This window comes from Pseudomonas sp. CYM-20-01 (assembly GCF_023169845.1).
In the GTDB taxonomy this organism is placed as follows: Bacteria; Pseudomonadota; Gammaproteobacteria; order Pseudomonadales; family Pseudomonadaceae; genus Aquipseudomonas; species Aquipseudomonas azotoformans.
The window spans coordinates 3294719-3316058 of sequence record NZ_AP025169.1 but is presented as its reverse complement, the minus strand read 5'-3'; the positions used below and the strand labels follow the sequence as shown (position 1 = coordinate 3316058).

At 62.6% G+C, this 21340-nt stretch carries 18 protein-coding genes; 6 read left to right on the top strand and 12 right to left on the bottom strand.

The features are described 5' to 3' along the window. Window positions 1-13 precede the first annotated feature (13 nt). From dctP to M2497_RS14735, 6 genes are all read right to left on the bottom strand, one after another. Complete coding sequence (gene dctP / locus M2497_RS14760; RefSeq protein WP_248488136.1) at window positions 14-997, bottom strand: TRAP transporter substrate-binding protein; 984 nt, start codon at window positions 995-997, stop codon at window positions 14-16. A 102-nt stretch (window positions 998-1099) separates the two neighbouring features. Then, complete coding sequence (locus tag M2497_RS14755) at window positions 1100-1915, bottom strand: CoA ester lyase (protein ID WP_248488135.1); 816 nt, start codon at window positions 1913-1915, stop codon at window positions 1100-1102. 15 nt (window positions 1916-1930) lie between these two features. Continuing rightward, a complete protein-coding gene (locus M2497_RS14750) occupies window positions 1931-3124 on the bottom strand; it encodes a CaiB/BaiF CoA-transferase family protein (protein WP_248488134.1) in 1194 nt (397 codons plus the stop codon). Window positions 3125-3133: 9 nt separating this feature from the next. Beyond that, window positions 3134-4483: an MmgE/PrpD family protein gene (locus tag M2497_RS14745; protein ID WP_248488133.1), complete on the bottom strand. Its 1350-nt coding sequence runs from the start codon at window positions 4481-4483 to the stop codon at window positions 3134-3136. A gap of 10 nt (window positions 4484-4493) precedes the next feature. Next, complete coding sequence (locus tag M2497_RS14740; RefSeq protein WP_058424085.1) at window positions 4494-5657, bottom strand: acyl-CoA dehydrogenase family protein; 1164 nt, start codon at window positions 5655-5657, stop codon at window positions 4494-4496. 28 nt (window positions 5658-5685) lie between these two features. Then, complete coding sequence (locus M2497_RS14735) at window positions 5686-6504, bottom strand: MaoC family dehydratase N-terminal domain-containing protein (protein ID WP_248488132.1); 819 nt, start codon at window positions 6502-6504, stop codon at window positions 5686-5688. 131 nt (window positions 6505-6635) lie between these two features. On the opposite strand from M2497_RS14735, the gene M2497_RS14730 reads away from it, so the two are divergent. Next, window positions 6636-7535, top strand: coding sequence for a LysR family transcriptional regulator (locus M2497_RS14730; protein WP_248488131.1), 900 nt, complete (start codon window positions 6636-6638; stop codon window positions 7533-7535). On the opposite strand, the gene M2497_RS14725 is transcribed toward M2497_RS14730, so the two are convergent. Genes M2497_RS14725 through M2497_RS14710 form a run of 4 tightly spaced genes read right to left on the bottom strand, consistent with a single transcriptional unit; the run spans window position 7522 to window position 13738 of the window. After that, window positions 7522-10398 carry a bpX6 domain-containing protein gene (locus tag M2497_RS14725; RefSeq protein ID WP_248488130.1) on the bottom strand — a complete coding sequence of 959 codons (2877 nt, stop codon included), beginning with the start codon at window positions 10396-10398 and terminating at the stop codon, window positions 7522-7524. The two genes, M2497_RS14730 and M2497_RS14725, sit on opposite strands and share 14 nt — an antisense overlap. After that, a complete protein-coding gene (locus tag M2497_RS14720; RefSeq protein WP_248488129.1) occupies window positions 10391-12187 on the bottom strand; it encodes a hypothetical protein in 1797 nt (598 codons plus the stop codon). Before M2497_RS14720 ends, M2497_RS14725 begins: the two co-directional genes overlap by 8 nt. Further along, complete coding sequence (locus M2497_RS14715) at window positions 12174-12620, bottom strand: hypothetical protein (RefSeq protein WP_248488128.1); 447 nt, start codon at window positions 12618-12620, stop codon at window positions 12174-12176. The genes M2497_RS14720 and M2497_RS14715 overlap by 14 nt, the downstream gene beginning before the upstream one ends. Beyond that, window positions 12617-13738 (bottom strand): AAA family ATPase, encoded by a 1122-nt coding sequence (locus M2497_RS14710; RefSeq protein WP_248488127.1) that lies wholly within the window; start codon window positions 13736-13738, stop codon window positions 12617-12619. The genes M2497_RS14715 and M2497_RS14710 overlap by 4 nt, the downstream gene beginning before the upstream one ends. Before the next feature lie 91 nt (window positions 13739-13829). Between M2497_RS14710 and M2497_RS14705 the strand changes: the two genes are divergently transcribed. The 4 genes from M2497_RS14705 (at window position 13830) to M2497_RS14690 (ending at window position 17815) form a co-directional block, all read left to right on the top strand. Next, window positions 13830-14318, top strand: a complete 489-nt coding sequence (locus tag M2497_RS14705) for a GFA family protein (protein WP_248488126.1) — start codon at window positions 13830-13832, stop codon at window positions 14316-14318. Window positions 14319-14444: 126 nt separating this feature from the next. Beyond that, the gene (locus M2497_RS14700) at window positions 14445-15341 is read left to right on the top strand and encodes a dihydrodipicolinate synthase family protein (protein WP_248488125.1); all 897 of its coding nucleotides are present in this window, start codon (window positions 14445-14447) and stop codon (window positions 15339-15341) included. Between the two features lie 91 nt (window positions 15342-15432). Then, the gene (locus M2497_RS14695) at window positions 15433-17007 is read left to right on the top strand and encodes an aldehyde dehydrogenase (NADP(+)) (protein WP_248488124.1); all 1575 of its coding nucleotides are present in this window, start codon (window positions 15433-15435) and stop codon (window positions 17005-17007) included. 109 nt (window positions 17008-17116) lie between these two features. Further along, window positions 17117-17815: a GntR family transcriptional regulator gene (locus M2497_RS14690; protein ID WP_248488123.1), complete on the top strand. Its 699-nt coding sequence runs from the start codon at window positions 17117-17119 to the stop codon at window positions 17813-17815. A gap of 45 nt (window positions 17816-17860) precedes the next feature. Here the strand turns inward: M2497_RS14690 and M2497_RS14685 are convergent, their stop codons facing one another. Both M2497_RS14685 and M2497_RS14680 read right to left on the bottom strand, forming a co-directional pair. Then, on the bottom strand, window positions 17861-18862 hold the full coding sequence (locus M2497_RS14685; protein ID WP_248488122.1) for a 4-hydroxyproline epimerase: 1002 nt from the start codon (window positions 18860-18862) through the stop codon (window positions 17861-17863). A 21-nt stretch (window positions 18863-18883) separates the two neighbouring features. Beyond that, window positions 18884-20308, bottom strand: a complete 1425-nt coding sequence (locus M2497_RS14680; protein WP_248488121.1) for an FAD-binding oxidoreductase — start codon at window positions 20306-20308, stop codon at window positions 18884-18886. Window positions 20309-20560: 252 nt separating this feature from the next. Here M2497_RS14680 and M2497_RS14675 point away from each other — a divergent pair, with 252 nt between their 5' ends. Continuing rightward, entirely contained in the window at window positions 20561-21331 is a 771-nt protein-coding gene (locus tag M2497_RS14675; protein ID WP_248488120.1) for a transporter substrate-binding domain-containing protein, read from the top strand. Window positions 21332-21340: the final 9 nt, after the last annotated feature.

Below are 21340 nucleotides of genomic sequence, written 5' to 3'. Positions count from 1 at the left end.
CCACACTGGGGGATTACTGGTTGGACGCGTCCGCCGCCTTGATCAGGTCCGCGCCGATCTCACCCTCGAACTTCTGCCACACCGGGCGCATGGCTTCGCGCCACAGCTGGCGTTGCTCCGGGGTCAGTTCGATGATTTCGCTGGTCTTGGCGTCGACGATCTTCTGCTTGGCCGACTGGTTCAGCGCTTCGGCCTGTTTGTTCACCTCGACGGTGACCTCGACCATGATCTGCTCCAGGGTGCTGCGGATGTCCGGTGGCAGGCCGTTCCAGAACTTGGCGTTGGTGATCACCATGTAGTCGATCAGGCCATGGTTGGACTCGGTGAAGTACTTCTGCACCTCGTTGACCTTCTGGCTTTCATAGTTCGACCAGGTGTTCTCGGTGCCGTTGACGGTACCGGTCTGCAGGCCCTGGTACACCTCGGCGAAGCTCATCTTGCGCGGGTTGGCGCGGATCGCCTTGAACTGCTCTTCCAGCACGCTGGAGGCCTGTACGCGGAACTTCAGGCCACGGGCATCCTTGGGCTCATGCAGCGCCTTGTTGGCCGACAGTTGCTTGAGGCCGTTGTGCCAATAGGCCAGGCCGAGGATGTTCTTATCCTGCATCGAGGTCAGCAGCGCCTTGCCCTGGGCCGCCTGGAAGCGGTCAACGGCGGCCAGGTCGTTGAACAGGAACGGCAGGTCATAGATCTGCACCTGCTTGGTGTATTGCTCGAACTTGGCCAGGGACGGCGCCAGCATCTGCACGTCGCCCAGCAGCAGCGCTTCCATTTCCTTGCCATCGCCGAACAGCGACGAGTTCGGGTACACCTCGACCTTCACCTTGCCCGGCAGGCGTTCTTCGGCGAGCTTCTTGAACAACAGCGCGCCCTGGCCTTTGGGGGTGTTTTCGGCCACCACGTGGGCGAACTTGATCACGATCGGGTCCGCCGCCTGGGCTAGGCCTGCGGCAAACAAGGTGGCGGCGCACAGCAGCGCCCGGGAGAGCTTGAGCATGGAAAATCACCTTCTTATTGTTGTGTTGTAAGGCAAGGTGCCTGATGTGACGCGTGTAGTGAATTTCGAATTTTAGATACCTGCGTTCGGCGTGGCCGAACGCTACGCCTGGGCCGCCAACAACCTTTGCGCGCGCAGCAACACCGGCGCATCCACCATCTGCCCATCGATCTGGTAGGCCCCTGCCCCATGGGCGCCGGCGTCCACCACCCGCTGCGCCCAAGCCAGGTCTGCGGCGCTCGGTGCGAGCGCTGCATGGATCACCGCCACCTGCTTGGGATGGATACACAGCGCCCCGGCAAAGCCCATTTCATAGGCATGCCGGATCGAACGGCGCAGGCCTTCCGGGTCATCGATGGCCGGGTGTACACCGTCCAACGGCGCGACCAGACCCGCCGCCCGCGAATGCACAATCAGCGCCAGGCGCGCCTGGTCCAGGGCGAACTGCGCAGCCGCGGAGTTGCTGCTCAGGTTCAGGTCCAGCGCCAGGTCCAGCCCGCCAAACGACAGGCGCTGCACCTGTGGCGCATGGGCGATCTCGGCCACGGCCAGCAAGCCACGGGCGCTTTCGATAATCGGCCAGATCACTTTGCCGGTGGCGGCAACCACCGCCACTTGCGCGGCACTTTCAACCTTGGGTAGCAATACCCCCGCCACATTCGGATGGGCTTTGCAGAACGCCACATCCTCGAAATGCTCGGCATGCTCCGGCGCATTGATGCGCACCCACACCTGGGCAGCGGGGTTCGCCGTCAGGAACACCCCGAGGTTATCCCGCGCCTGGCGCTTGAGCGGTTCTTCGACCGCGTCCTCGAAATCCACGATCACCGCATCGGCCCCACTGGCCAGGGCTTTGGAAAATCGTTCCGGTCGGCTACCGGGTACAAACAACGCCGAACGCACCAATGGCTTTGGCATCACAGAATTCCTTATTTAGATAACGCCGCGTGCACGCAGGCTGTCGATGGCATCGCCGGAGTAACCGAGCCGGTCGAGAATGCCCTGGCTGTGCTGGCCCAGCGCCGGAACGCCGTCCATGCGCGGGGTAAACGCCGCATTGCGGGCCGGCGGCAACAGCGACGGCAGCGGACCGGCCGGGCTATCGACCTCGCGCCAGCTGTCACGGGCCTTGAGTTGCGGGTGGTCCCATACGCCCTGCATATCGTTGACCCGGGCGCTGGCGATCTGCGCGTCCTCCAGGCGTTGGATCACCGCCTCGGCATCCAACTGCGCAAAGCTGTCGACGATGATCTGGCGCAGCACCTCACGGTTCGCCGAGCGTTTGAAGTTGGCGCTGAAACGCTCGTCCGTCGCCAATTCAGGCGTGAGCAGTACCTTGTCGCAGAACGCCGCCCATTCGCGCTCGTTCTGCAAACCGAGCATCACCGTGCCGCCATCGCCGGTGGGAAACGGGCCGTAGGGATAGATCGTCGAATGCGCGGCCCCGGCACGCGGTGGCTGCGGGGCGCCGTCGAAGGCGTAATACATCGGGTAGCCCATCCACTCCACCAGGCTTTCCAGCATGCTCACGTCGATGCGGCTGCCCTTGCCGGTCTTGCCGCGCAGCAGCAGCGCCGAGAGGATGCCGCTGTAGGCGTACATGCCCGCCGAGATGTCGGCGATGGAGCAACCGGCCTTGGCCATCTGGTCGTCGCCAGGGCCACCGGTCACCGAGAGAAAACCGCCCTCGCTCTGGATCAGCAGGTCGTAGGCCTTCTTTTTCTCGTACGGCCCGCCTTCGCCGTAGCCGGAAATATCGCACACGATCAGCCGCGGAAAGTGCGCATGCAGCGCCTCGAACGACAGGCCCATGCGCGCCGCCGCGCCAGGCGCGAGGTTCTGCACCAGCACATCGGCGTCGGCGAGCAAGGTGTCGAGAATATCGCCCGCCTCGTCCTGCTTGAGGTCCAGGGTCAGGCTTTCCTTGGAGCGGTTGGTCCACACAAAATGCGAGGCCAGACCGCGCACGCGTTCGTCGTAGCCACGGGCAAAGTCGCCGACGCCGGGGCGTTCGATCTTGATCACACGAGCGCCCAGGTCCGCCAACTGACGGGTGCAGAATGGCGCGGCAATCGCATGTTCCAGGCTGACAACGGTGATGCCGTCCAGCGGTCTTGGGTTAGTCATGACAGTTCCTCAGAGCCAGTGGGCCATGGACGTGGCGTTGCGCAAATCCCAGACCTTGTCGATCAAGGCGTTGGCCTGGGCCGGTGTGCGGGCGTTGCTGAATTGGGCGAGGCGCTGGAATTTGTCCGCCAGCTCCGTGCGGCTCAGGGTGTTGCCCGGATCGCCCTTGGGCTCGTCGATGGCGCCGTGCAGTGTGCGGCCATCCTGCGTGGTGACGGTGACACGGCCGAGCCAGCGTTGCGGGTAGGCGCCGTCGACTTCGCGGTCGAGGCTCATGCTGACCTTGTCGCGAAAAGCCGACACGGCCGGGTCGGTCAACGCCAGCTCATGGAACTCGGTGAGCCCGGCCTTGCCGTGTACGGCAATCAAGCCCAGCACAGTGCCCATGGAGAACTTGGCCTGGTGCACGCTGGCCGGTACGTTCACGCGCCCCAGTACATCGATGGCGCCCTGATGCACGCGGGTTTCCACGCGGGCAATATCGGCGGCGGCGAGCTGTTCGCGCTGCATCAGCTCCAACAGCGCATCGGCCGCAGGATGGGTATGGCGGCACGACGCATGAAACTTGAACGAGGTCTCCAGCAATGCCCAGCGACTGCCCAGGCCGGCGGACAACTTGCCCGGCTCGGCATCACTGGACATGCCCGCCGCCAGCCCTTGGTCGCCCTCAAGAATATTGCGTGCACCGGTCAGCCCATCCGCCGTCAGGTAAGCGGCGAGCAACCCGTCCGCTGCCGCCTTGGCCGTGTGCAGCTGCTTGGAGTCGGCGGCATCGCGCAGGAACTCCCACAACCCGGCGGCCTGGGTGCCTGCGCTGCCGAGCAGGTTGATGAATTGTTCCTGGTTGAAATCCAGCAACTTGCCCACCGCCACCGCCGCCGCCAGGGTGCCGACGGTGGCCGTGGTGTGGAAGATGCGGTAATGGGAGCGGCCCATGAATTCCCCGATGCGGATACCCGCCTCGTAACCGGCCACCGAGGCCAGCAGCAAGTCGCGCCCGGATTTGCCCAGGTCCTGGGCGGCGGCCAAGGCAGCCGGAAATACCACGGTCGCCGGGTGCAACACGGAGCTGTTGTGCAGGTCATCCTGCTCCACCAGGTGCGATGAAGCGCCATTGACCAACGCGGCGAAGTAGGCGCTGCTGCTGGTGCCATTGACGATCACCTGGGCCGGGCCGCTGCTCGGCCCCATCTTCCGGGCATAGCGCTCGAACAACGGAATCGGGTGCGCCCCTTTACTCGCCAGCGCCGAGGCCAGCCAATCCAGGTACAGGTCTTCGGTGCGCGCGAGGACGGTTTCGGGCAACTGTGCGTAGTGCAGATCCGCCAGGAACCGACATAAGGCTTGGGTATGGCTCATGGTCGGCCCCTCAGAAGCTGCGTGGCAGTTCGAGCAGGTGCTCGGCCACGTAGGACAGGATCAGGTTGGTGGAGATCGGCGCCACCTGGTACAGGCGCGTCTCGCGGAATTTGCGCTCCACGTCGTACTCGCAGGCAAAGCCGAAACCGCCGTGGGTTTGCAGGCAGGCATTGGCCGCCTCCCAGGACGCCTTGGCCGCCAGGTACTTGGCCATGTTGGCGCTGGCGCCGGCATGCTTGCCGCTGTCGTATTCCTCGCAGGCGCGCCAGCGCATCAGGTCTGCCGCTTCGATCTCGATATGCGCCTCGGCAATCGGGAACTGCACGCCCTGGTTCTGCCCGATGGGCCGGCCAAACACCACGCGGTCACGGGCATACGCGCTGGCCTTCTCGATAAACCAGCGGCCATCGCCGATGCATTCGGCGGCGATCAGCGTGCGTTCGGCATTGAGGCCGTCGAGGATGTATTTGAAACCCTTGCCCTCTTCGCCGATCAGGCTGTCCAACGGCAACTCCAGGTTGTCGAAGAACAGCTCGTTGGTCTCGTGGTTGACCATGTTGGCGATGGGCTGCACGGTGAGCCCGTTGCCGATGGCTTCGCGCAGGTCGACGAGGAAGATCGACATGCCTTCGGATTTCTTCTTCACCTCGGCCAACGGCGTGGTGCGCGCCAGCAGGATCATCAGGTCGGAATGCTGGACCCGCGAGATCCACACCTTCTGGCCGTTGATCACGTACTTGTCGCCGCGCTTGATTGCGGTGGTCTTGATCTTGGTGGTATCGGTGCCGGTGGTCGGCTCGGTCACGCCCATCGATTGCAGGCGCAATTCGCCGCTGGCCAGTTTGGGCAGGTAGAAGCGTTTCTGCGCTTCGCTGCCGTGCCGCAACAGGGTGAACATGTTGTACATCTGGCCATGCACGGTGCCGGAGTTGCCGCCGCAGCGGTTCACTTCTTCGAGGATGACCGAGGCCTCGGCCAGGCCCAGGCCGGAACCGCCGTATTCCTCGGGGATCATCGCCGACAGCCAGCCGGCGTCGGTCAGCGCCTTGACGAAAGCCTCGGGAAAGCCCTTCTCTTCATCGATCCTGCGCCAGTAGGCGGCATCAAATTCAGCGCACAAGGCGCGCACGCCTTCGCGGATGGCGTTGAGTTCTTCGTTGTCATTCGGGTTCATCTGCGGCTCTCCGCCTGTTGTTCTTGGATTATTCGAAATTCACCTGGGCTTGCTGCGCCAGGCCATCGCTATTGCCAGCCCACAGTTGGGCAACGCCGGTTTCGGTGACGCGCCCGCCCACTTCGAAGGGTTGCGGCGCAATCAATGGGCGCACACCGCGATAGGCAAACCGGCGCAAGGTGGCGTCGGGATGGGCGCGACAGAACGCACGCAAGTTCAGGGTGGCGATCAGCGGCCCGTGCACCACCAGCCCGGCATAGCCTTCGGTGCCGGTGACGTAGGGGTAGTCGTAGTGAATGCGGTGGCCGTTGAAGGTCACCGCGCTGTAGCGAAACAGCAGGGTCGCCGTGGGGTCGACGGTTTCGCACCACTCGCCCTGCTCCAGCGCCTCGCCGCTGCCCGATTTGGGCGGCGTGGGTTCGCGGTAGACGATGTCCTGTTCCTCGCGGATCGCCAGGCGGCCTGCCTGGGAGTAGTCGTGGCGCACGGTGACGAACAGCAGCGAGCCAGTGCGCCCGGTCTTTTCTTCGACCTGGGTGATGGTCGACACCCGGGTCGCCGCCTCACCGGCGCGCAGCGCATGCCGGAACTCGATGCGCCCGCCGGCCCACATGCGATTACGGTTGTCGGCCGGCGGCAGGAAGCCGCCACGGGCCGGATGACCGTCGCTGCCCAGGGCGGTTTCCGGCAGTGGATCCTGGAAGAAACACCACTGCCACAGCGGCGGGATATCCGCGCCGTCTTCGGGCACGGCTTCGCCAAAGGTGGCGGCAATACGCTTGAGCAGGTTATGGCTGAGGTGGTCGTGGGCGGTTTCGCTACGGCCGATCCAATCGGTGGCGCTCATCGGGTGCAGGTCCTCGGGCAGTGAGTGTCTGCCCCGGATCATGCAAGGGTGTACCCGTTCCGGGAATTTGCATTTCAATAAACCAGCGTTCGGTTATGCTGAACGCCGCCATCCTGTCCCGGGAGTCTTGCATGCACTTCGATCTGGCCGACCTGCGCCTGTTTATCCACATCGCCGAATCCCCCAGCCTGACCCAGGGCGCCAAGCGTGCGTTCCTCTCGCCGGCCGCCGCCAGTGCGCGGATCAAGGCCCTCGAAGGCCAACTCGACACGCGCCTGCTGTACCGCGACAGCCGTGGCGTGGAGATCACCCCGGCCGGAGAGCGCCTGCTGCACCATGCACGGTTGATCATGCGCCAGGTGGATTACCTGAAGAGCGAATTCACCCAATACGGCGTGGATTCGGCCGGGCATATCCGCATTTTTGCCAACACCACGGCGGTCACCGAATTCTTGCCGGAGGTGCTGGCGGGCTTCCTGTCCCAGCGCCCCGGCGTGACCGTCGACCTGCAGGAGCGCCTGTCCCGCGACATCGTGCGCGGCGTACTGGATGGCACCAGCGACATGGGCATCATCGCCGGCCCCGTGGAAGCCTCGGGGTTGCAGGTACTGCACTTCAGCACGGATAAACTGGTGCTGATGGTGCCGGTGGGGCATGCGCTGGCGGAACAACCCTCCGTCACCCTGGAACAGACCCTCGCCTACCAGCACATCGGCCTGCATGAAGGCAGCACCTTGCTGAGCTTCCTGCGTGAACACGTCGAGCGGCTGGGCAAGCAGCTGTCGCTGCGCATCCAGATGTCGAGTTTCGAGGCAATCTGCCGCATGGTCGAAGCCGGTGTGGGCATCGGCATCATTCCGGAGTCCGCCGCCGTGCGCCACAGCCGTACCATGCGGCTGGTGGCGGTGAAGCTGGATGAACCCTGGGCAATCCGCGAGCGCAGCATCCTGGTGCGGGAGCTGGAGGCGTTACCCGGCACCATTCGCGCGTTGATTGCCACGTTGATGCCGGACTCGGTCAGTGCAAACTGAGGTTACGCAGACGCGCACCGTCCACGGTGACATGGCTCAAGCGCCCCTGGTCGTCGAATAACAGCCAGCCGTCCTCGGTGCGACGGATGTTCACTTCGTAACGAGGCCAGTGCAGCACCGCACACAGGTGGTCACTGGCGCGATGGATAAAGTGCCAGCGCGTGTCGCGTTCGCCGGCAATATAGCCGAACACCAACCACTGCGCGTCGAGGGCAATGCGCACCGGGTCGCCGTCGAAGAAACCTTCGTCACAGCCCGGCATGCGATAACCCTTGCGGTTGCCATCGACATCCAGGATCAGCGTCGGCTCTTCGTCATCGCGGCACCTGATCCCGTACTCAATGGTTTGATCGAGTGCACAGTACAGCGCGTGGCTTTCCTGCGACTGCGTGGACGCCGGCTCGCGCCCGGCCAACCGACGCTCAGGCAAGCGATAGTGCCAGCGTTCGACACCCTCGCGCGGGTTGTAGAGCCAGAGGAACTCATTACGTTCGTTGCCTTTGAGCGCGCGCAGCGCCCCCGGCAAGTCGCTGACATGCCACAGGGTCTGAAAGTTGCGATCCACGTCCACCACGCGCAGTTGCCGGTCCTGACCGAGGGTCCAGGTGCTGCCGTCAAACTGCTCGGCGAACACATCCAGCACCTGCACGCCCAGGTCGGTGGCGGTACGGTTGACCAGGTCGAGTTTGCTGATACGCCATACCCGGTCACGCCGGGCCAGCACCAGCGCCATCTGCCGACTGTGAGCCAGGACAATCCGCTGGGCCGGCACGGCGAAGTGGAACAGTGGCTGGCCGCTGGCATCCGTCACCACCGCACCGGCCTCGCCCAGCGCCACCAGGTAACGCTCGTCATCCAGCGACACCGCGTCGTATATCGGTCGGCTACCCTGGGTCGGGGCGGTCCACTCCAGCGCATCGCTCACCCGTACCAACGAGTGCATGGCAGGCCGCTTCAGGGCCTGGCCAGGCAAGTCTGCCTGCAACAATTTATCGCGGCTCATCTTGACCAGCGCTTGCAGCTGATTGAAGTTCAGCCCGCCGCGACCACTGAGTTGGTCGGCGATCACTGCGTGCACGGTTGCACCGGCCAGCCAACTCAGGGCAGCGGCATCAGATTTGTGCGCCAACAGGGCGTGCGCCAGGGCGTCACGCTCGGCGTATCGGTCGGGAGCGTCGCGCAACTGTTCGATCCACGGCCCGTAAGCTTCCAGGGTCTGCGGCAGCAGAATCGCGCGTTTGACCAAGGCCCCCATCGCCAGCCGCCCACCGGCCGCTTCGGCATCCAGCAACCATTGCGCCGCGCGCGTGCGCTCATCCGGCAGGCTCCACACCACCTCGACGGCTTGCAGCCACAGGCCCTTGGCGATCAGCGATTCGGCCCACTCCAGGCGCAAACGCTCGGCAATCTGCGGCTGCCTGGCCTGGAGCAACACCACGGCATCGGCAAACGCATCGTCACGCCGCGCCACCAGTAAGGCACGCTGCCAGTTCTCGGCCAGGCACAGCAGACGCACGATGACCGCCGACGGCATGTCCCAGGCCAGGGCCAGGTCGGCAGCCTGTTGGTAACGTGCGTGCTTTTCCAGGTAGTCGACGGCTTCCTGGCGCTCCTTGAGCAGTTCGGCGAGGACAAATACCGCTTCTTCGATCCGGTTTTCCCGAGCCAGGCGTTCGTATGAGCGGCGATAGACCTCGCGCAGGTGCTCGGTCAGGCTTTGTTCGAAGTGGTAGGCGCGGCCTGGCCCGCTCTGCTGGCTGAGGGTCAGGTCGTCGCGCCGCTGCGGCGTACCGAAGTTCTGTTCAGCATCCGGCTCCTGGCCTCCCAGAGGAATGGCATGGCGCAAGGCTTCGGCAAAATCACCGTCCTCGAACATCTCCAGCATGCGCTGCATGTAGGCGGCCTGGCGTTTGCCGTAGAGCCTGGACAGTTTTGAAAGCTCGGTCAGGCGGGTCAGCCAACGGCGCCAGGCGGACGGTTTAAGCCGAGCCGGTGTGGCCCGCTCGGCGATGCCCGGATCCGCCGGTGCCGAAGGCGCGGCGCCGACGGGCTGCACGCCTCGACGCAGGTATTTGTTGATGCCCATCAACAAGGCAGTGAACACCGTTGCGCCTAGCAACATGCCCAGGATCACGCGGCTGATGTCTTCAGTGGTCGAAGCAGGAATCGGTGTCAGGGGTTGGGATTGGCTGTGAGTGCCCATCCAGATCAACCCGGCGACCAACGCCAGGGTGGCGCCCAGTTTCAACGCCGGGTACTGCGCGGGCGCCTCACTGGCCCATGGCTGGGCCGCCTTGGGAGGCGCTGCTTTCGGCGCTGGCGGTTGACGCTCCAGCAACGCGCGGATCACGCCTTCCTGCTCGGGACTGACCGGCGCCAAGCCGCCAAGGATCTCACGCACATCGGTGATGTCCGGCACGGGCAGCTGCGGCGCAACCGGCGCATGACAATCGAAGGTATCGAGTAAGGTGTAGGCACTGATCTCCAGCCACAACCCAGGCTCAAGGACCTTGGCGTCGCGCAGCTGCAAGGCGTGCACCTGGCTGGCGCGCACCAGCCACAAGTCGGCGGTGGGTAAAGCACGCAGCTCGTCAGCGGTCAGCCGTGCCGAACACAACCCACGCCCCTGGCGGACCAGCGGCCAGCCGTCTAAGGTCTGGCAATCGAGTGCGACGGGCACGCTGAACTGCAACACATCTCCGTCGGCAAAACGGTAGGCGGCGGCGCCCGCGCGCCAGTGTCCGAGGATCAGGCGAGCCCGCTCCTGCGTGGTGAAGCGGTCGGCAGGCAACCACACACCGTCGATGGACTGGTGGCCGGTCAGCAGCGGTCGGCGGATCAGCAGGGGTTCGTGCTCATGCATGGGCAGGCTCTTGTTTCAGGTCGCACATGACTTGCAAACGCATGGCGCGCTCGGTGACGTTGAACACCAGTAGTTCCCGGGCGGTGGTCAGCACCGCCACCAGCCCGCTCATGGGGCAGAAGCTGGCACGGGCAATCGGTGCGGAGGTGGTGAACAGCGTCTGTTGCAGACCTTCCGAGTACAGGCCGACGGTGTGCTGGTTCGGGCCCAGCAGTACCAATGCATAGCACTCCTGCGCGGCCACATGGTGATGCAGGCCGATAGCACTCCAGCCCGGCGCCAAGTCGATCTGCGCCCTTTTCGCGGGGAAGCTGTCGTGGGTCACCAGGCGCCAACTCTGGCGGCCATCATGGTGAGTGAGTAATGCGCACCCGCCAAAGGTGTACTTCCAGTGGGCGGTGCTGGCGAACAGTACCTGGCTGACCCCGGCCGCTGCACCGACCGCATAGCCGGAACTGCGGACACCAGAGGCCGTTGCGGGGTACGCCACCAGTTGCCCGGCCTCGCTGCGGGCGTAGACCAACGACAAGGCATCCAGCTGCGCCAAGCCTATGACATTGTTGGTTACCGAGAAAAACGCGCCCCTCGGTCCATGACCGGGACGCTGCCAGTGGGCGAGCTGACCATTTGTATCAAGCACATACAGGCGTTCCGCTTGTTGGCCGCGCAGCCACACCGCGGGCAGCAAGGTCGCGGTGCCCGGTGGCAGGTGCAGCTCTTCGCGTGCAGGTTTGTTGGCGGAAACAAGGCCGGGGATATTCCAGAAGGTCAGGATGTGGCCATCACCGAGCACCGCACCGAGGCTGCGATAATTAAACGCGGCGGCAAACACATGCTGGTGTTTGCCCCACAGGCGACGGCGTACCTCCAGGGCTTTTTTCTGGTTTTTGTGCGGCAGCTTGATCACCACCATGCCGTGTTCGTCGAGCAGGCGCAGGGCGACATAGTTGCCGGAGCCGGAGATGACCGGTGGCAATGTCAAAGCCACCCGCGCCACCCGCCCGGTGGCGGTGGGCGGCGGGGTATGCGCGGCGTTATCGAACTGGCCCTTGAGCAGGCGCACCGCCTGTTGCTCGTCGGGCATGGGCAGCGACACGCGTCGTGACTGCAAGGCAAAAGACAGACTGCGTCCGTCCAGGTTGCGCGCAATCTGCACGCGGTGGGTGCAGGTCTTGGAATCGGTAGGCGGCAAGCGCTGGCCGACCACCCAGCACTCTCCCACCCGATGTTCGGCCAAGGCGTCACGCCAAGCCAGCCAATGGGTGTCGCTCACCACCTCGTAGGTGCGGGCCTCGAGCAAGCGCTTGAGTTGCGCCGCCGAGTCCAGCTCATGCAACACCGGCGTGCCCTGCAGAATGCCCCAGCGCAATTGCGCCCCCGCCTCCTCGGCTCGCCGCGCCAGCAATATCAGCAGCGCCAGGTGTACCAGGCGCGCGACGCCCAATTGCAGGGGTCCGGCGTCGAACAACACCACGATCAGACGGTTCGCCGCCTGGGCGCGGTACTGTGGCGCGAGGAACATATGCTCGCCGCCGACCGCCCGGCGCAGGAACTCATCGGGTACTTCATCGGCCAGCAGCCATTCGCTGGAGAGCAGCCGCTCATAGGCACCGCGCCGGTGCAGGTCGCCCAGGCCGTCGGGCTCCGGCACACCGCCCTGGTGCAGGCCTCGCAGCGGTCCCAACAGCGGGTTGAGGCGGCCCAGCAGGTCGGCGAACACGGGTAACTGTTCCGGGGCAAACCATTCCAGCCAGTGCCGCCAGGGTTGCAGCGACTCAGGCAGTTGCATGAGTGACTCCCCAATAATCAGCGATACGTTGCACAAGGGCAGGCGAAACGGCCAGCAAGCGGTCCAACGGGACCACGGCCGCAGGCTCATGCCACACCAGCAGGGGCGAACGCTTGAAGCGTGCGGAAAAGGCCTGGCCCAGCAGGTCTTGGGGCACATCCGGCTCCCAGCTGGTCGGCAACCAGAGGTGTGGCGCGCTCGCGCTGGGAGCCGCGTAAGCCACGCCGTCGACCCACGGCAGATCAGCCGTCGAGCCGGTCACCACCAGCACCTCACCGTTGGCCGTGGCGTGCAGACGCGCGGCGTGTTCAGGCTCAAGCAGCGCCAGGCGCCTGAGCATCCGGCGTGCCGCATCACCCCAGGCCACGGCGGCTTGCGCCTCGACGGGTGCCTGGCGTGAGCGCCAGCGCCAAGGATGGGTCAACGCACTCATTCGGCAGGTATCAGCAAACGTGTAAGTTGCCCCCGCGCCTGCTGCAACGGCTCGGGCATCGTCTGGCTGTTGAAGTTCGCATCAATCTCGCGCAACAACCCTTCGAGCGCCGTACTGGTCGGCGGTTCGCTACGGGCGAGATAGTCTTCGGCGGTTTCCAGCAGGCGATTCAGACGTGACATCGGCTGCAACGTAGCCTCTTCCACGGCGCTGAACAGATGGCTGTTGCTGGACGCGGCAAACAGGTCGCGCAACACCTCACGCCCCTGTTGTTGGGTGGCCTGGGTCGGCAACACGTACAGCAGCGGCCACAGGTCAGCGTCGCTGGCTTCGAGGCGGCCGCTGAGCAACGCGGCGGCGGCGATCAGGCGTTGGGATTTGACGATGCGTCGGTCAGACAACTGGATGCCGGCTTCACGCAGACGACGAACCGCCTGGGCCAGGGCGGGACGCACGGCGGCCAGGTCGACGTTTTTCAACGCATGGCCAAGCGTGTCCAGTTGCGTGAGGCCCAGCAACTGCTGCACCGGGCGTTGCTCCGACTGCCAGCCACCGGCCAGCATGGCCTCCAATTGGTTGTCCGGCACCGACTCGACAAACAGGTGCAACAGGAAACGATCACCAAAGGCCGCCAGCGCTTCATCATCCGGCAGGCCGTTGGCCGCGCCGACGCACACCCGCAGCGGGCATTGCACCTGGGTGTGGCCACGGCGGAAACGCCGCTCGTTGAGTACGCCGAGCAAGGTATTGAGGATCGCGGTGGAGCCCAGGAAGACTTCGTCGAGAAACACGATGTCGGCTTCCGGCAGCATGCCGCTGACATCGGTTTCCACCGTGCCTTCGCGCAGCTTTTTCAGGTCGACCGCGCCAAACAGTTCGGACGGTTCGGTGAAGCGCCCGAGCAGGTACTCGAAATAGCGCCCGCCCATCGACTGCGCAACGCGCCGCACCACGGCGCTCTTGGCGGTGCCGGGCGGCCCGATCACCAGGATATGTTCCTGGGCCACCGCCGCCAGCACGATCAGTTCGGCCAATTGCTCGCGCCCCACCAAGCCCTCGGTTGCGGCACGTACAGCATGGCGGATTTGCGCGGCAGCGCTTTGCAACTGAGCAATCATGGGCGTCTTCCCTGAAACCAAAGCGCTGAATCTTGCCTGAGGCTAAGGTATTAGCAAAGCGTTGTTACATACCCTGATCAGGAGTCAGCCCATGCAGCTTGAAGGATCCTGCCATTGCGGCGCCGTCACATTCAGCCTCACCAGCGCCCACCCCTACCCTTACCAGCGTTGCTACTGCTCGATCTGTCGCAAGACCCAGGGCGGCGGTGGCTACGCGATCAACCTGGCCGGTGACACCGCGAGCCTGAAGGTGCGCGGGCGCAAAGCCATTTCGATCTACCACGCCAGGCTCAAGCCCGAAGGCGCCAGCCGCGCCCATGCGAGTAGCGCCGAGCGGCATTTCTGCTCGCAATGCGGCAGCGCGCTGTGGGTGTTCAGCCCGGAATGGCCGGAGCTGATCCACCCGTTTGCCTCGGCCATCGACACACCGTTGCCGGTACCGCCGGACCATACGCACTTGATGCTGGCGTCGAAGGCGCCATGGGTGGAGCTCACAGTGCGCAAGGGTGACCTGCAGTTTGACGAGTACCCGCAGGAGTCCATTGCGCAGTGGCATGAGCGGCATGGGCTGGCGCGTTAATCACCACAGAATTTTTTTGCCATAAAAAAAACAAGCCTCAGGTGGACAAGCGAAATTGACAGATTGTAGATTGGATACAGTTGACAATCTAAAAGCAGTCCCACCACAACAAAAAAGGTACTTGAAATGGCAATCTGGAAAGGCGTTTTCCCCGCAGTCACCACCAAGCTGACCGAGGATGGCGAGGTCGATTTGGCGGCAACCCAAGCCAGCATTGATCGACTGATCAATAATGGGGTTTCAGGCGTTGTTGTCCTGCCTATGCTGGGCGAGAACGCGTCAATGAGCATGCAGGAGCGCGAATCAGTCATTCGCGCGGCGGTCGAGGTCGCCGACGGGCGTGTGCCGGTGCTGTGCGGCCTGGCCGAAATCACCCTGCAAACGGCCAGGAAGCATGCGGCGCTGTACAAGCGTTTTGGCGCCCAAGGACTGATGGTGTTTCCAAGCCTTGGCTACAAGACCGATCATCGCGAGACGGTGGAATGGTACAAGGGCATCGCCAGCGCAACCGACTTGCCGATCATGATCTACAACAACCCGATCGCCTATGGCGTGGACTGCACCCCGGCGATCCTGGCCGACCTGGTGGACACACCCGAGATCGTCTGCGTCAAGGAAGAAACCGGCGACATCCGGCGCGTGACCGACATGTACGTGGCCTTCGGCGATCGCTTCAGCATCTTTTGCGGGGTCGACGACCTGATCGTCGAAAGCAGCGCACTGGGCGTCACCGGCTGGGTGTCGGGCATGACCAACGTGTGGCCGGCAGAATGCGTCAAGCTCTTCAATCTCTGCGCCCAGCAACGCTTCAGCGAAGCCCGCGAGCTGTACCACATCCTCACCCCGTCCTTTCACCTGGATGTACACGTCAAGCTGGTGCAGTACATCAAGCTGGCCGAGCACCTGGTCTACGGCGCGCCGGAATGGACGCGCGCACCACGCCTGGCCCTTGTAGGCGAGGAGCGCGAATACGTGATCAGCACCGTCCAGAAAGCGATCGATAGCCTCGCCGTTCGCGGCTGACGCAACGGGCCCTTTCGCCTCGTCAAGGGGCCCGCTCCGTCAACCATCATCCAACCCCTTCACAGCCATTTTTCATTGAGCGAGTCCCGTTATGTCCATTACAGGTGAGATGCTGATCGGTCAGTCGAAGGTTCGCGGTAAAAACGGTCAGATGTGGGGACTCAACGCCGCCACCGGTGAGCCCCTTTCCCCAGCCTTCGGTGGTGCCACGCTGGACGACCTCGACAGCGCTTGCGCACTGGCAAATGCGGCTTTCGATGCTTACCGCGAAACGACGCCAGGGCATCGTGCGGTTTTCCTGGAAACCATTGCGCGCAATCTCCTCGCGCTGGGTGATGCCTTGATCGAACGTTGCATGGCCGAAACAGGTCTGCCGCGCGGGCGCCTTGAGGGCGAACGGACCCGTACGGTCAACCAGTTGGCGCTGTTCGCCTCCGTTGTCCGCGACGGCAGTTTCCTGGAGGCTCGCGTTGATCCTGCATGCCCTGAACGCATACCACTGCCACGCGCAGACATCCGGCTGCGCAACATTGCCCTTGGCCCGGTGGCCGTGTTCGGCGCGTCCAATTTTCCACTGGCGTTTTCTGTCGCGGGGGGCGATACCGCCTCTGCACTGGCCGCCGGCTGCCCAGTGATCGTCAAGGCGCACTCGGCGCATCCAGGTACATCCGAGCTGGTGGGCCAGGCGATTCAGCGTTCAATACGTGCATGCAATTTACCGGAGGGCGTTTTCTCCCTGGTATTCGATACGCAGCACAGCATCAGCCAGGCCCTGGTTGCCGATCACCGGATCAAGGCGGTGGGCTTCACGGGTTCGCAACGAGCAGGCATAGCCTTGATGAATATTGCAGCGGCGCGCCCGGAGCCGATACCGGTCTACGCCGAAATGAGCGCGATCAACCCAGTGGTGTTGCTGCCCCATGCGCTGGCCGAACGCAGTGCGGCGATCGCTGACACCTTCGTCGCTTCGCTCATCCTGGGCGCAGGCCAGTTCTGTACGAACCCTGGATTGATCCTGGCGATCGAGGGCCCGTCACTCGCAGCCTTTGAGCACGCGGCAATCACCGCCCTGAGCGCCGCACCTGCGACAACCATGCTGACGCGTCTGATCTATGACAATTATTGCGATGGTGTCGAAAAACTGCGTGCGCAGTCTGGCGTAGAACTGCTTGGACGAGGACGACAAGGTGAAAGCTTCCAAGGGCAGGCCGCGCTGTTCGCCACCAGCGCGCATGCGTTCCTGAAAAATACAGAACTGCGTGACGAGGTCTTTGGCGCCTCATCGTTGATCGTTCGATGCCCCGATGCCTCCAGCCTGCTGCAGGTACTTGAAGCGCTGGGAGGTCAATTGACGATTTCCGTTCACGCCAGCACCAACGACTACCCCGCACTCGCCGCGCTGCTGCCCACACTGGAGAAAAAGGCCGGACGTATTCTGCTGAACGGTTTCGGCACAGGCGTGGAAGTCTGTCATGCCATGGTTCATGGTGGCCCCTTCCCGGCGACTTCCGACCCTCGCTCCACTTCAGTAGGCAGCCTGGCGATCAATCGATTCCTGCGCCCCGTGTGTTACCAGGACTTCCCCCAGGCTTTGCTACCCCCGGCACTCCAGGACAGCAACCCATTAGGGCTCAGCCGAAGGATAGATGGCACAGTGAAACCTTGACATGTTTCGCGCTCATTTACTGGAAGCGTCCTACACTCGTGAGCCTGAGGTATGATCGACCGATGGGGATCTCAAATCCTGGATCCATTCACCTGTCAGTAGTTGAAGAATGCCGAAGAAAGAGCCTTTACCCAACCTGCGCATCAAACGTCAAAGCTTGCCTGAAACCCTGGCGGAATCACTGCGTGAGCGGATCCTGAATGGGGAATTCAAGGAAGGCGAGTCGCTGATCCAAGAGACCATTGCGACCGAGTACGGTGTGAGCCGCATGCCGGTGCGTGAAGCATTCAAGGAGCTGGAGGCGTCCGGGCTGATCACGACGCAGATTCACAAAGGCTCCGTGGTGAAGTCCATTCCCCTTGAGCAAATCGCGGAGTTGTTTGACCTGCGTGCGCTATTGGAATCCGAGCTATTGGAACGCTCCCTGCCGAAAATGACCGACGCACACTTTGCGGCCACCAAACAATTGCTGCCGCAACTTGAAGCCGCCTACCTCGACGATGACATCGCGCAATGGGGCAAGCTCAACTGGCTGTTTCATCAAAGCCTGTATGCAGCGGCTGATCGTGTGCAAACGCTGGCTATCGTTCAAGGCATCAACGTTCAGACGGATCGATACATCCGCCTGCAACTGTTGCTGACCGCGGGGAAAAAAGAAGCCGAAGTCGACCACCGCGAGCTACTCCACCTGTGCGAAAAACGTGATGTCAAGAAAGCGGTTCAGTTCCTGCGCAAGCACATTCAGCGTGCAGGTTCTGACCTGGTCACACTGCTCAAGAAAAAACGCGATAAAGAAACCCAGGCTTGAATGCCAGTGGCGCCCCTCCTTGGCGGAGGGGCTTGTCCACTTGGCTCAATTGAGTTGAAACCCATGCGCCAGCGGATCGCGCTCATCCACAAGAATAGTGTTGTGCCCCGTGACCTGAGCCCAACCAGCAATGCTCGGCATGATGCCCGGGAAAGCACCTACCTCCGTCGCCGACTCGACCCGACAATCAAACAGTGTGCCGATGATGCTCTCGTGGACAAACGTATCGCCCACCTTCAAGCGGCTTCGGGCGACCAGTTGTGCCATGCGCGCAGAAGAACCTGTGCCACACGGTGAACGATCAATGGCCTTGTCACCGTAAAACACTGCGTTGCGCGCGTGCGCGCGTGGGTTCCTGGGTTTGTCACACCACATCACATGGCTGATGCCCTGGATACGACTGTCTTGCGGATGCACCGGCGCCAGCAGCGCCTGCGCGGCCTTACGAACCAGAGGACTCAACCGAATAATTTCACTGACGTCCATTGAATCCAGGCCATCCCAACCGGCTTGCGGCTCGATGATGACGTAGAAATTTCCTCCATACGCCAGGTCTATGTTCAATTTGCCCAGGGTGGGTACATCAAGCGCCACATTAGCTGCGTGGAGATAACTCGCAACGTTGTACAGGCGAACCTGCTCCACTCTCGTACCGTTTTTCACGTAGTCGATCGCAACGCGCCCGGCCGGCGCCTCGATGGCCAACGAACCCTCGATCCTCGGCACCACCAGACCGGCTTCCAGCGCCGCAGTCACCGTTCCGATGGTGCCGTGACCGCACATTGGCAGGCAGCCACTGACCTCAATGAACAACACGCCGATGTCGCAATCCTCACGTGACGACGGATACAAGATGCTGCCTGACATCCCATCATGACCACGCGGTTCGAACATCAACGCTTGTCGCACCCAATCATGCTCGCGCTGGAAAATCTGACGCTTTTCAGCCATTGAAACATTGGGCAGCAAAGGCCCCCCCGCGGTGACGATGCGCACCGGATTGCCACAGGTATGCGCATCGATGCAAAAGAACGTATGACGAGACATAGGAACTCCCTTTTGAACGCGTTAGTTGAAACGGCTGATTGCATAGGGTTCAAGGTCGACCAAAGAGGGTTTGCCCAGAGCAATATCGCTGACCAAGCGACCGGTTGTGGCCGCCTGGGTAAGCCCGAGATGACCATGGCCAAAGGCGTATATCACCGAGGGATGGCGCGCTGAGGCGCCGATCACCGGCAGGCTGTCAGGGGTCGCAGGGCGATGCCCGGCCCAACGGGTACCGCCCTCCGTACGCAACCCGGGCAGATAGAGCGCGGCCAGCCTGGCCAAGGCCTGGGAGCGCTTGAAATTCGCCGGTGCATTCAACCCGCCGAACTCCGCGGCGCCACCGACCCTCAAACCACAGCTCAACGGCGTGGCCACGAAGTGGCGCTCCGCGAAGATCACCTCCCTGGACAAGACGACACCCGGTTCGGGAAGGGTGGTGTTGTAGCCTCGCTCGCTTTCCAGCAAGACCTTGTCGCCAAGGCGCTGGGCGAGTAGGCCTGACCACGCACCGGCGGCGACCACGACCTTATCGGCCGTTAACCACCGGCCATCGACGAGCCCCACCGACACAGCGCTACCCTCAAGGCCCGGCCGGATACCACAGGCCTCGGCGACCTGAATGCAAAGCCCCCTGGCAAGCAATGACTGACGCAACTTATCAACCAGGGTCTTGGGGTCCCTGACGTGTGACCACTGGGGTGTGAACACCCCGCGCGTGATTGTCCGACCCAGTGCAGGCTCGATTTCACGTGCTTCGTTGCCGGTCAACGTGCGCACCTCAACACCCCACGCTCGTTTGAGGCCCCACTGCATTGCGTCCTTGTCAAACGCCGCTTCTTTCTCGTAGACCGTCAGGGCGCCGAGTTGTAGCAGCTCTTCGCGAAGATTGTGTTCCGCGAGCAGCGGCAGCAGGTCGTCGTAGACCCGAGCGTTAAGTGCCGCCAACGCCGCCGATATGCGCTTGAACTCCGAGGGCCTGCCGGCACGGGAGAAACGCAGCAGCCACGGTATCAACCTGGGCGCGTGCCCCGGACGTATCGCCAGGGGTCCCAACGGGTCCGCCAGCCATCCGGGCACTTTCCACAACACGCCCGGCACCGCAGCTGGAATCACTTCCGTGACCGCGATGCCTCCGGCATTGCCGAACGATGCTTTGTCACCTTCAGGGTCGCGGTCAACCAGGGTGACGCGGACTCCCGCCCCCAGCAGATGATGCGCCGTTGCCAGCCCCACAATGCCGGCGCCAATGACGATTACGTGCCTCATGAATCGCACCCTTTTCAGATGGAAAAAATGCACCTTTTTGAAAGCAATCATGCCCGATCTGATCGACCAGAACGAGCGCATGTAGATTGGATACAATAAACACAATCTGTCAACCGTCGCTGCTGCGTCTGCCAAACCCTGACACACTTCATAGTCAGCAACATCTTTTTTATTAGACACAACCAATTGTTTTTTAAGGTTTATTTAGAATTTATAGGCTGTTTTTTTGACCTTCAATGCAAAAAACCCTGTTTCCCCCTCTACTTCCGCGAATAAACATTTGGTAGATTTTTCGACAGATGTAGATTGGATACAACGCATACCAACGCCACACCCCTAAAAAATACAATGCCAATCAGATCGGGGATTTCCATGAACATTGCACGTCACGCAAGCACCTCTCTCCTGCTCGTCCTCGCCACAACCGCTTCCATGAACTCAGCCGGCGCCGGTTCCACCCTGGACCAGGTCATTTCATCAAAAACCCTACGATGCGGTGTGCAACTCGACTACCCGCCGGCGGGTTTTCGCAACCAGGCCAATGAGCCGGAGGGATACGACGTTCAGTACTGCAAGGACATGGCCAAGGCCCTTGGGGCAAAGGCCGTGATTGTCGAGACACCTTCCTCCGAACGTATTCCCGCACTGGTGTCCAATCGCATCGACGTGCTGATTGCTTCCACCTCGATCTCACCCCAGCGCGCCATGAGCGTGAATTTTTCCCAGCCCTACGTGAACTACACCAACGTTGTACTCACCCGCAAAGACGCCAACATCGAACGTTTCGAGGACCTGAAAGGCCGCAACATCGGTGGTGTCACAGGCACCACGACCGAGCAGGAACTGCAGGCGCTACGCAAAGGCTGGGATGACCCGAACGGCAGCTATACGGGGTTCGGCAGCGAAGCCGAAGGTTACCTGGCACTGGCCCAGGGCAAGATAGACGGCGTGATCATCGGGAATGCATCGGCGGCCGCACTGGTTCAGAGCGGTCAATTTCCCACGCTCACGATCAAGGGAGTAGCACCTACGCCTCCCGACCTGTGCGGCATCGCCGTCAAAAAGTCAGACCCGCAGATGCTCAATTGGGTGAAGACCTTCGTATGGACCCAAGTCAAGAACGGTCGCTACCAAGAACTGTATGCGCAGTACTTCGGTGACGGCGAGGCGCCTTTGCTGACAGTTGCCGGCGTGGACTACTAACCTCACCTT

What these genes read in the sequence shown, in the direction of transcription:
- M2497_RS14685 (WP_248488122.1), bottom strand. Translation starts at nt 18,862, where the DNA reads ATGTCTCGTCATACGTTCTTTTGCATCGATGCGCATACCTGTGGCAAT.
- M2497_RS14710 (WP_248488127.1), bottom strand. Translation starts at nt 13,738, where the DNA reads ATGATTGCTCAGTTGCAAAGCGCTGCCGCGCAAATCCGCCATGCTGTA.
- dctP (WP_248488136.1), bottom strand. Translation starts at nt 997, where the DNA reads ATGCTCAAGCTCTCCCGGGCGCTGCTGTGCGCCGCCACCTTGTTTGCC.
- M2497_RS14675 (WP_248488120.1), top strand. Translation starts at nt 20,561, where the DNA reads ATGAACTCAGCCGGCGCCGGTTCCACCCTGGACCAGGTCATTTCATCA.
- M2497_RS14700 (WP_248488125.1), top strand. Translation starts at nt 14,445, where the DNA reads ATGGCAATCTGGAAAGGCGTTTTCCCCGCAGTCACCACCAAGCTGACC.
- M2497_RS14715 (WP_248488128.1), bottom strand. Translation starts at nt 12,620, where the DNA reads ATGAGTGCGTTGACCCATCCTTGGCGCTGGCGCTCACGCCAGGCACCC.
- M2497_RS14725 (WP_248488130.1), bottom strand. Translation starts at nt 10,398, where the DNA reads ATGCATGAGCACGAACCCCTGCTGATCCGCCGACCGCTGCTGACCGGC.
- M2497_RS14730 (WP_248488131.1), top strand. Translation starts at nt 6,636, where the DNA reads ATGCACTTCGATCTGGCCGACCTGCGCCTGTTTATCCACATCGCCGAA.
- M2497_RS14740 (WP_058424085.1), bottom strand. Translation starts at nt 5,657, where the DNA reads ATGAACCCGAATGACAACGAAGAACTCAACGCCATCCGCGAAGGCGTG.
- M2497_RS14690 (WP_248488123.1), top strand. Translation starts at nt 17,117, where the DNA reads ATGCCGAAGAAAGAGCCTTTACCCAACCTGCGCATCAAACGTCAAAGC.
- M2497_RS14735 (WP_248488132.1), bottom strand. Translation starts at nt 6,504, where the DNA reads ATGAGCGCCACCGATTGGATCGGCCGTAGCGAAACCGCCCACGACCAC.
- M2497_RS14695 (WP_248488124.1), top strand. Translation starts at nt 15,433, where the DNA reads ATGTCCATTACAGGTGAGATGCTGATCGGTCAGTCGAAGGTTCGCGGT.
- M2497_RS14745 (WP_248488133.1), bottom strand. Translation starts at nt 4,483, where the DNA reads ATGAGCCATACCCAAGCCTTATGTCGGTTCCTGGCGGATCTGCACTAC.
- M2497_RS14705 (WP_248488126.1), top strand. Translation starts at nt 13,830, where the DNA reads ATGCAGCTTGAAGGATCCTGCCATTGCGGCGCCGTCACATTCAGCCTC.
- M2497_RS14755 (WP_248488135.1), bottom strand. Translation starts at nt 1,915, where the DNA reads ATGCCAAAGCCATTGGTGCGTTCGGCGTTGTTTGTACCCGGTAGCCGA.
- M2497_RS14750 (WP_248488134.1), bottom strand. Translation starts at nt 3,124, where the DNA reads ATGACTAACCCAAGACCGCTGGACGGCATCACCGTTGTCAGCCTGGAA.
- M2497_RS14720 (WP_248488129.1), bottom strand. Translation starts at nt 12,187, where the DNA reads ATGCAACTGCCTGAGTCGCTGCAACCCTGGCGGCACTGGCTGGAATGG.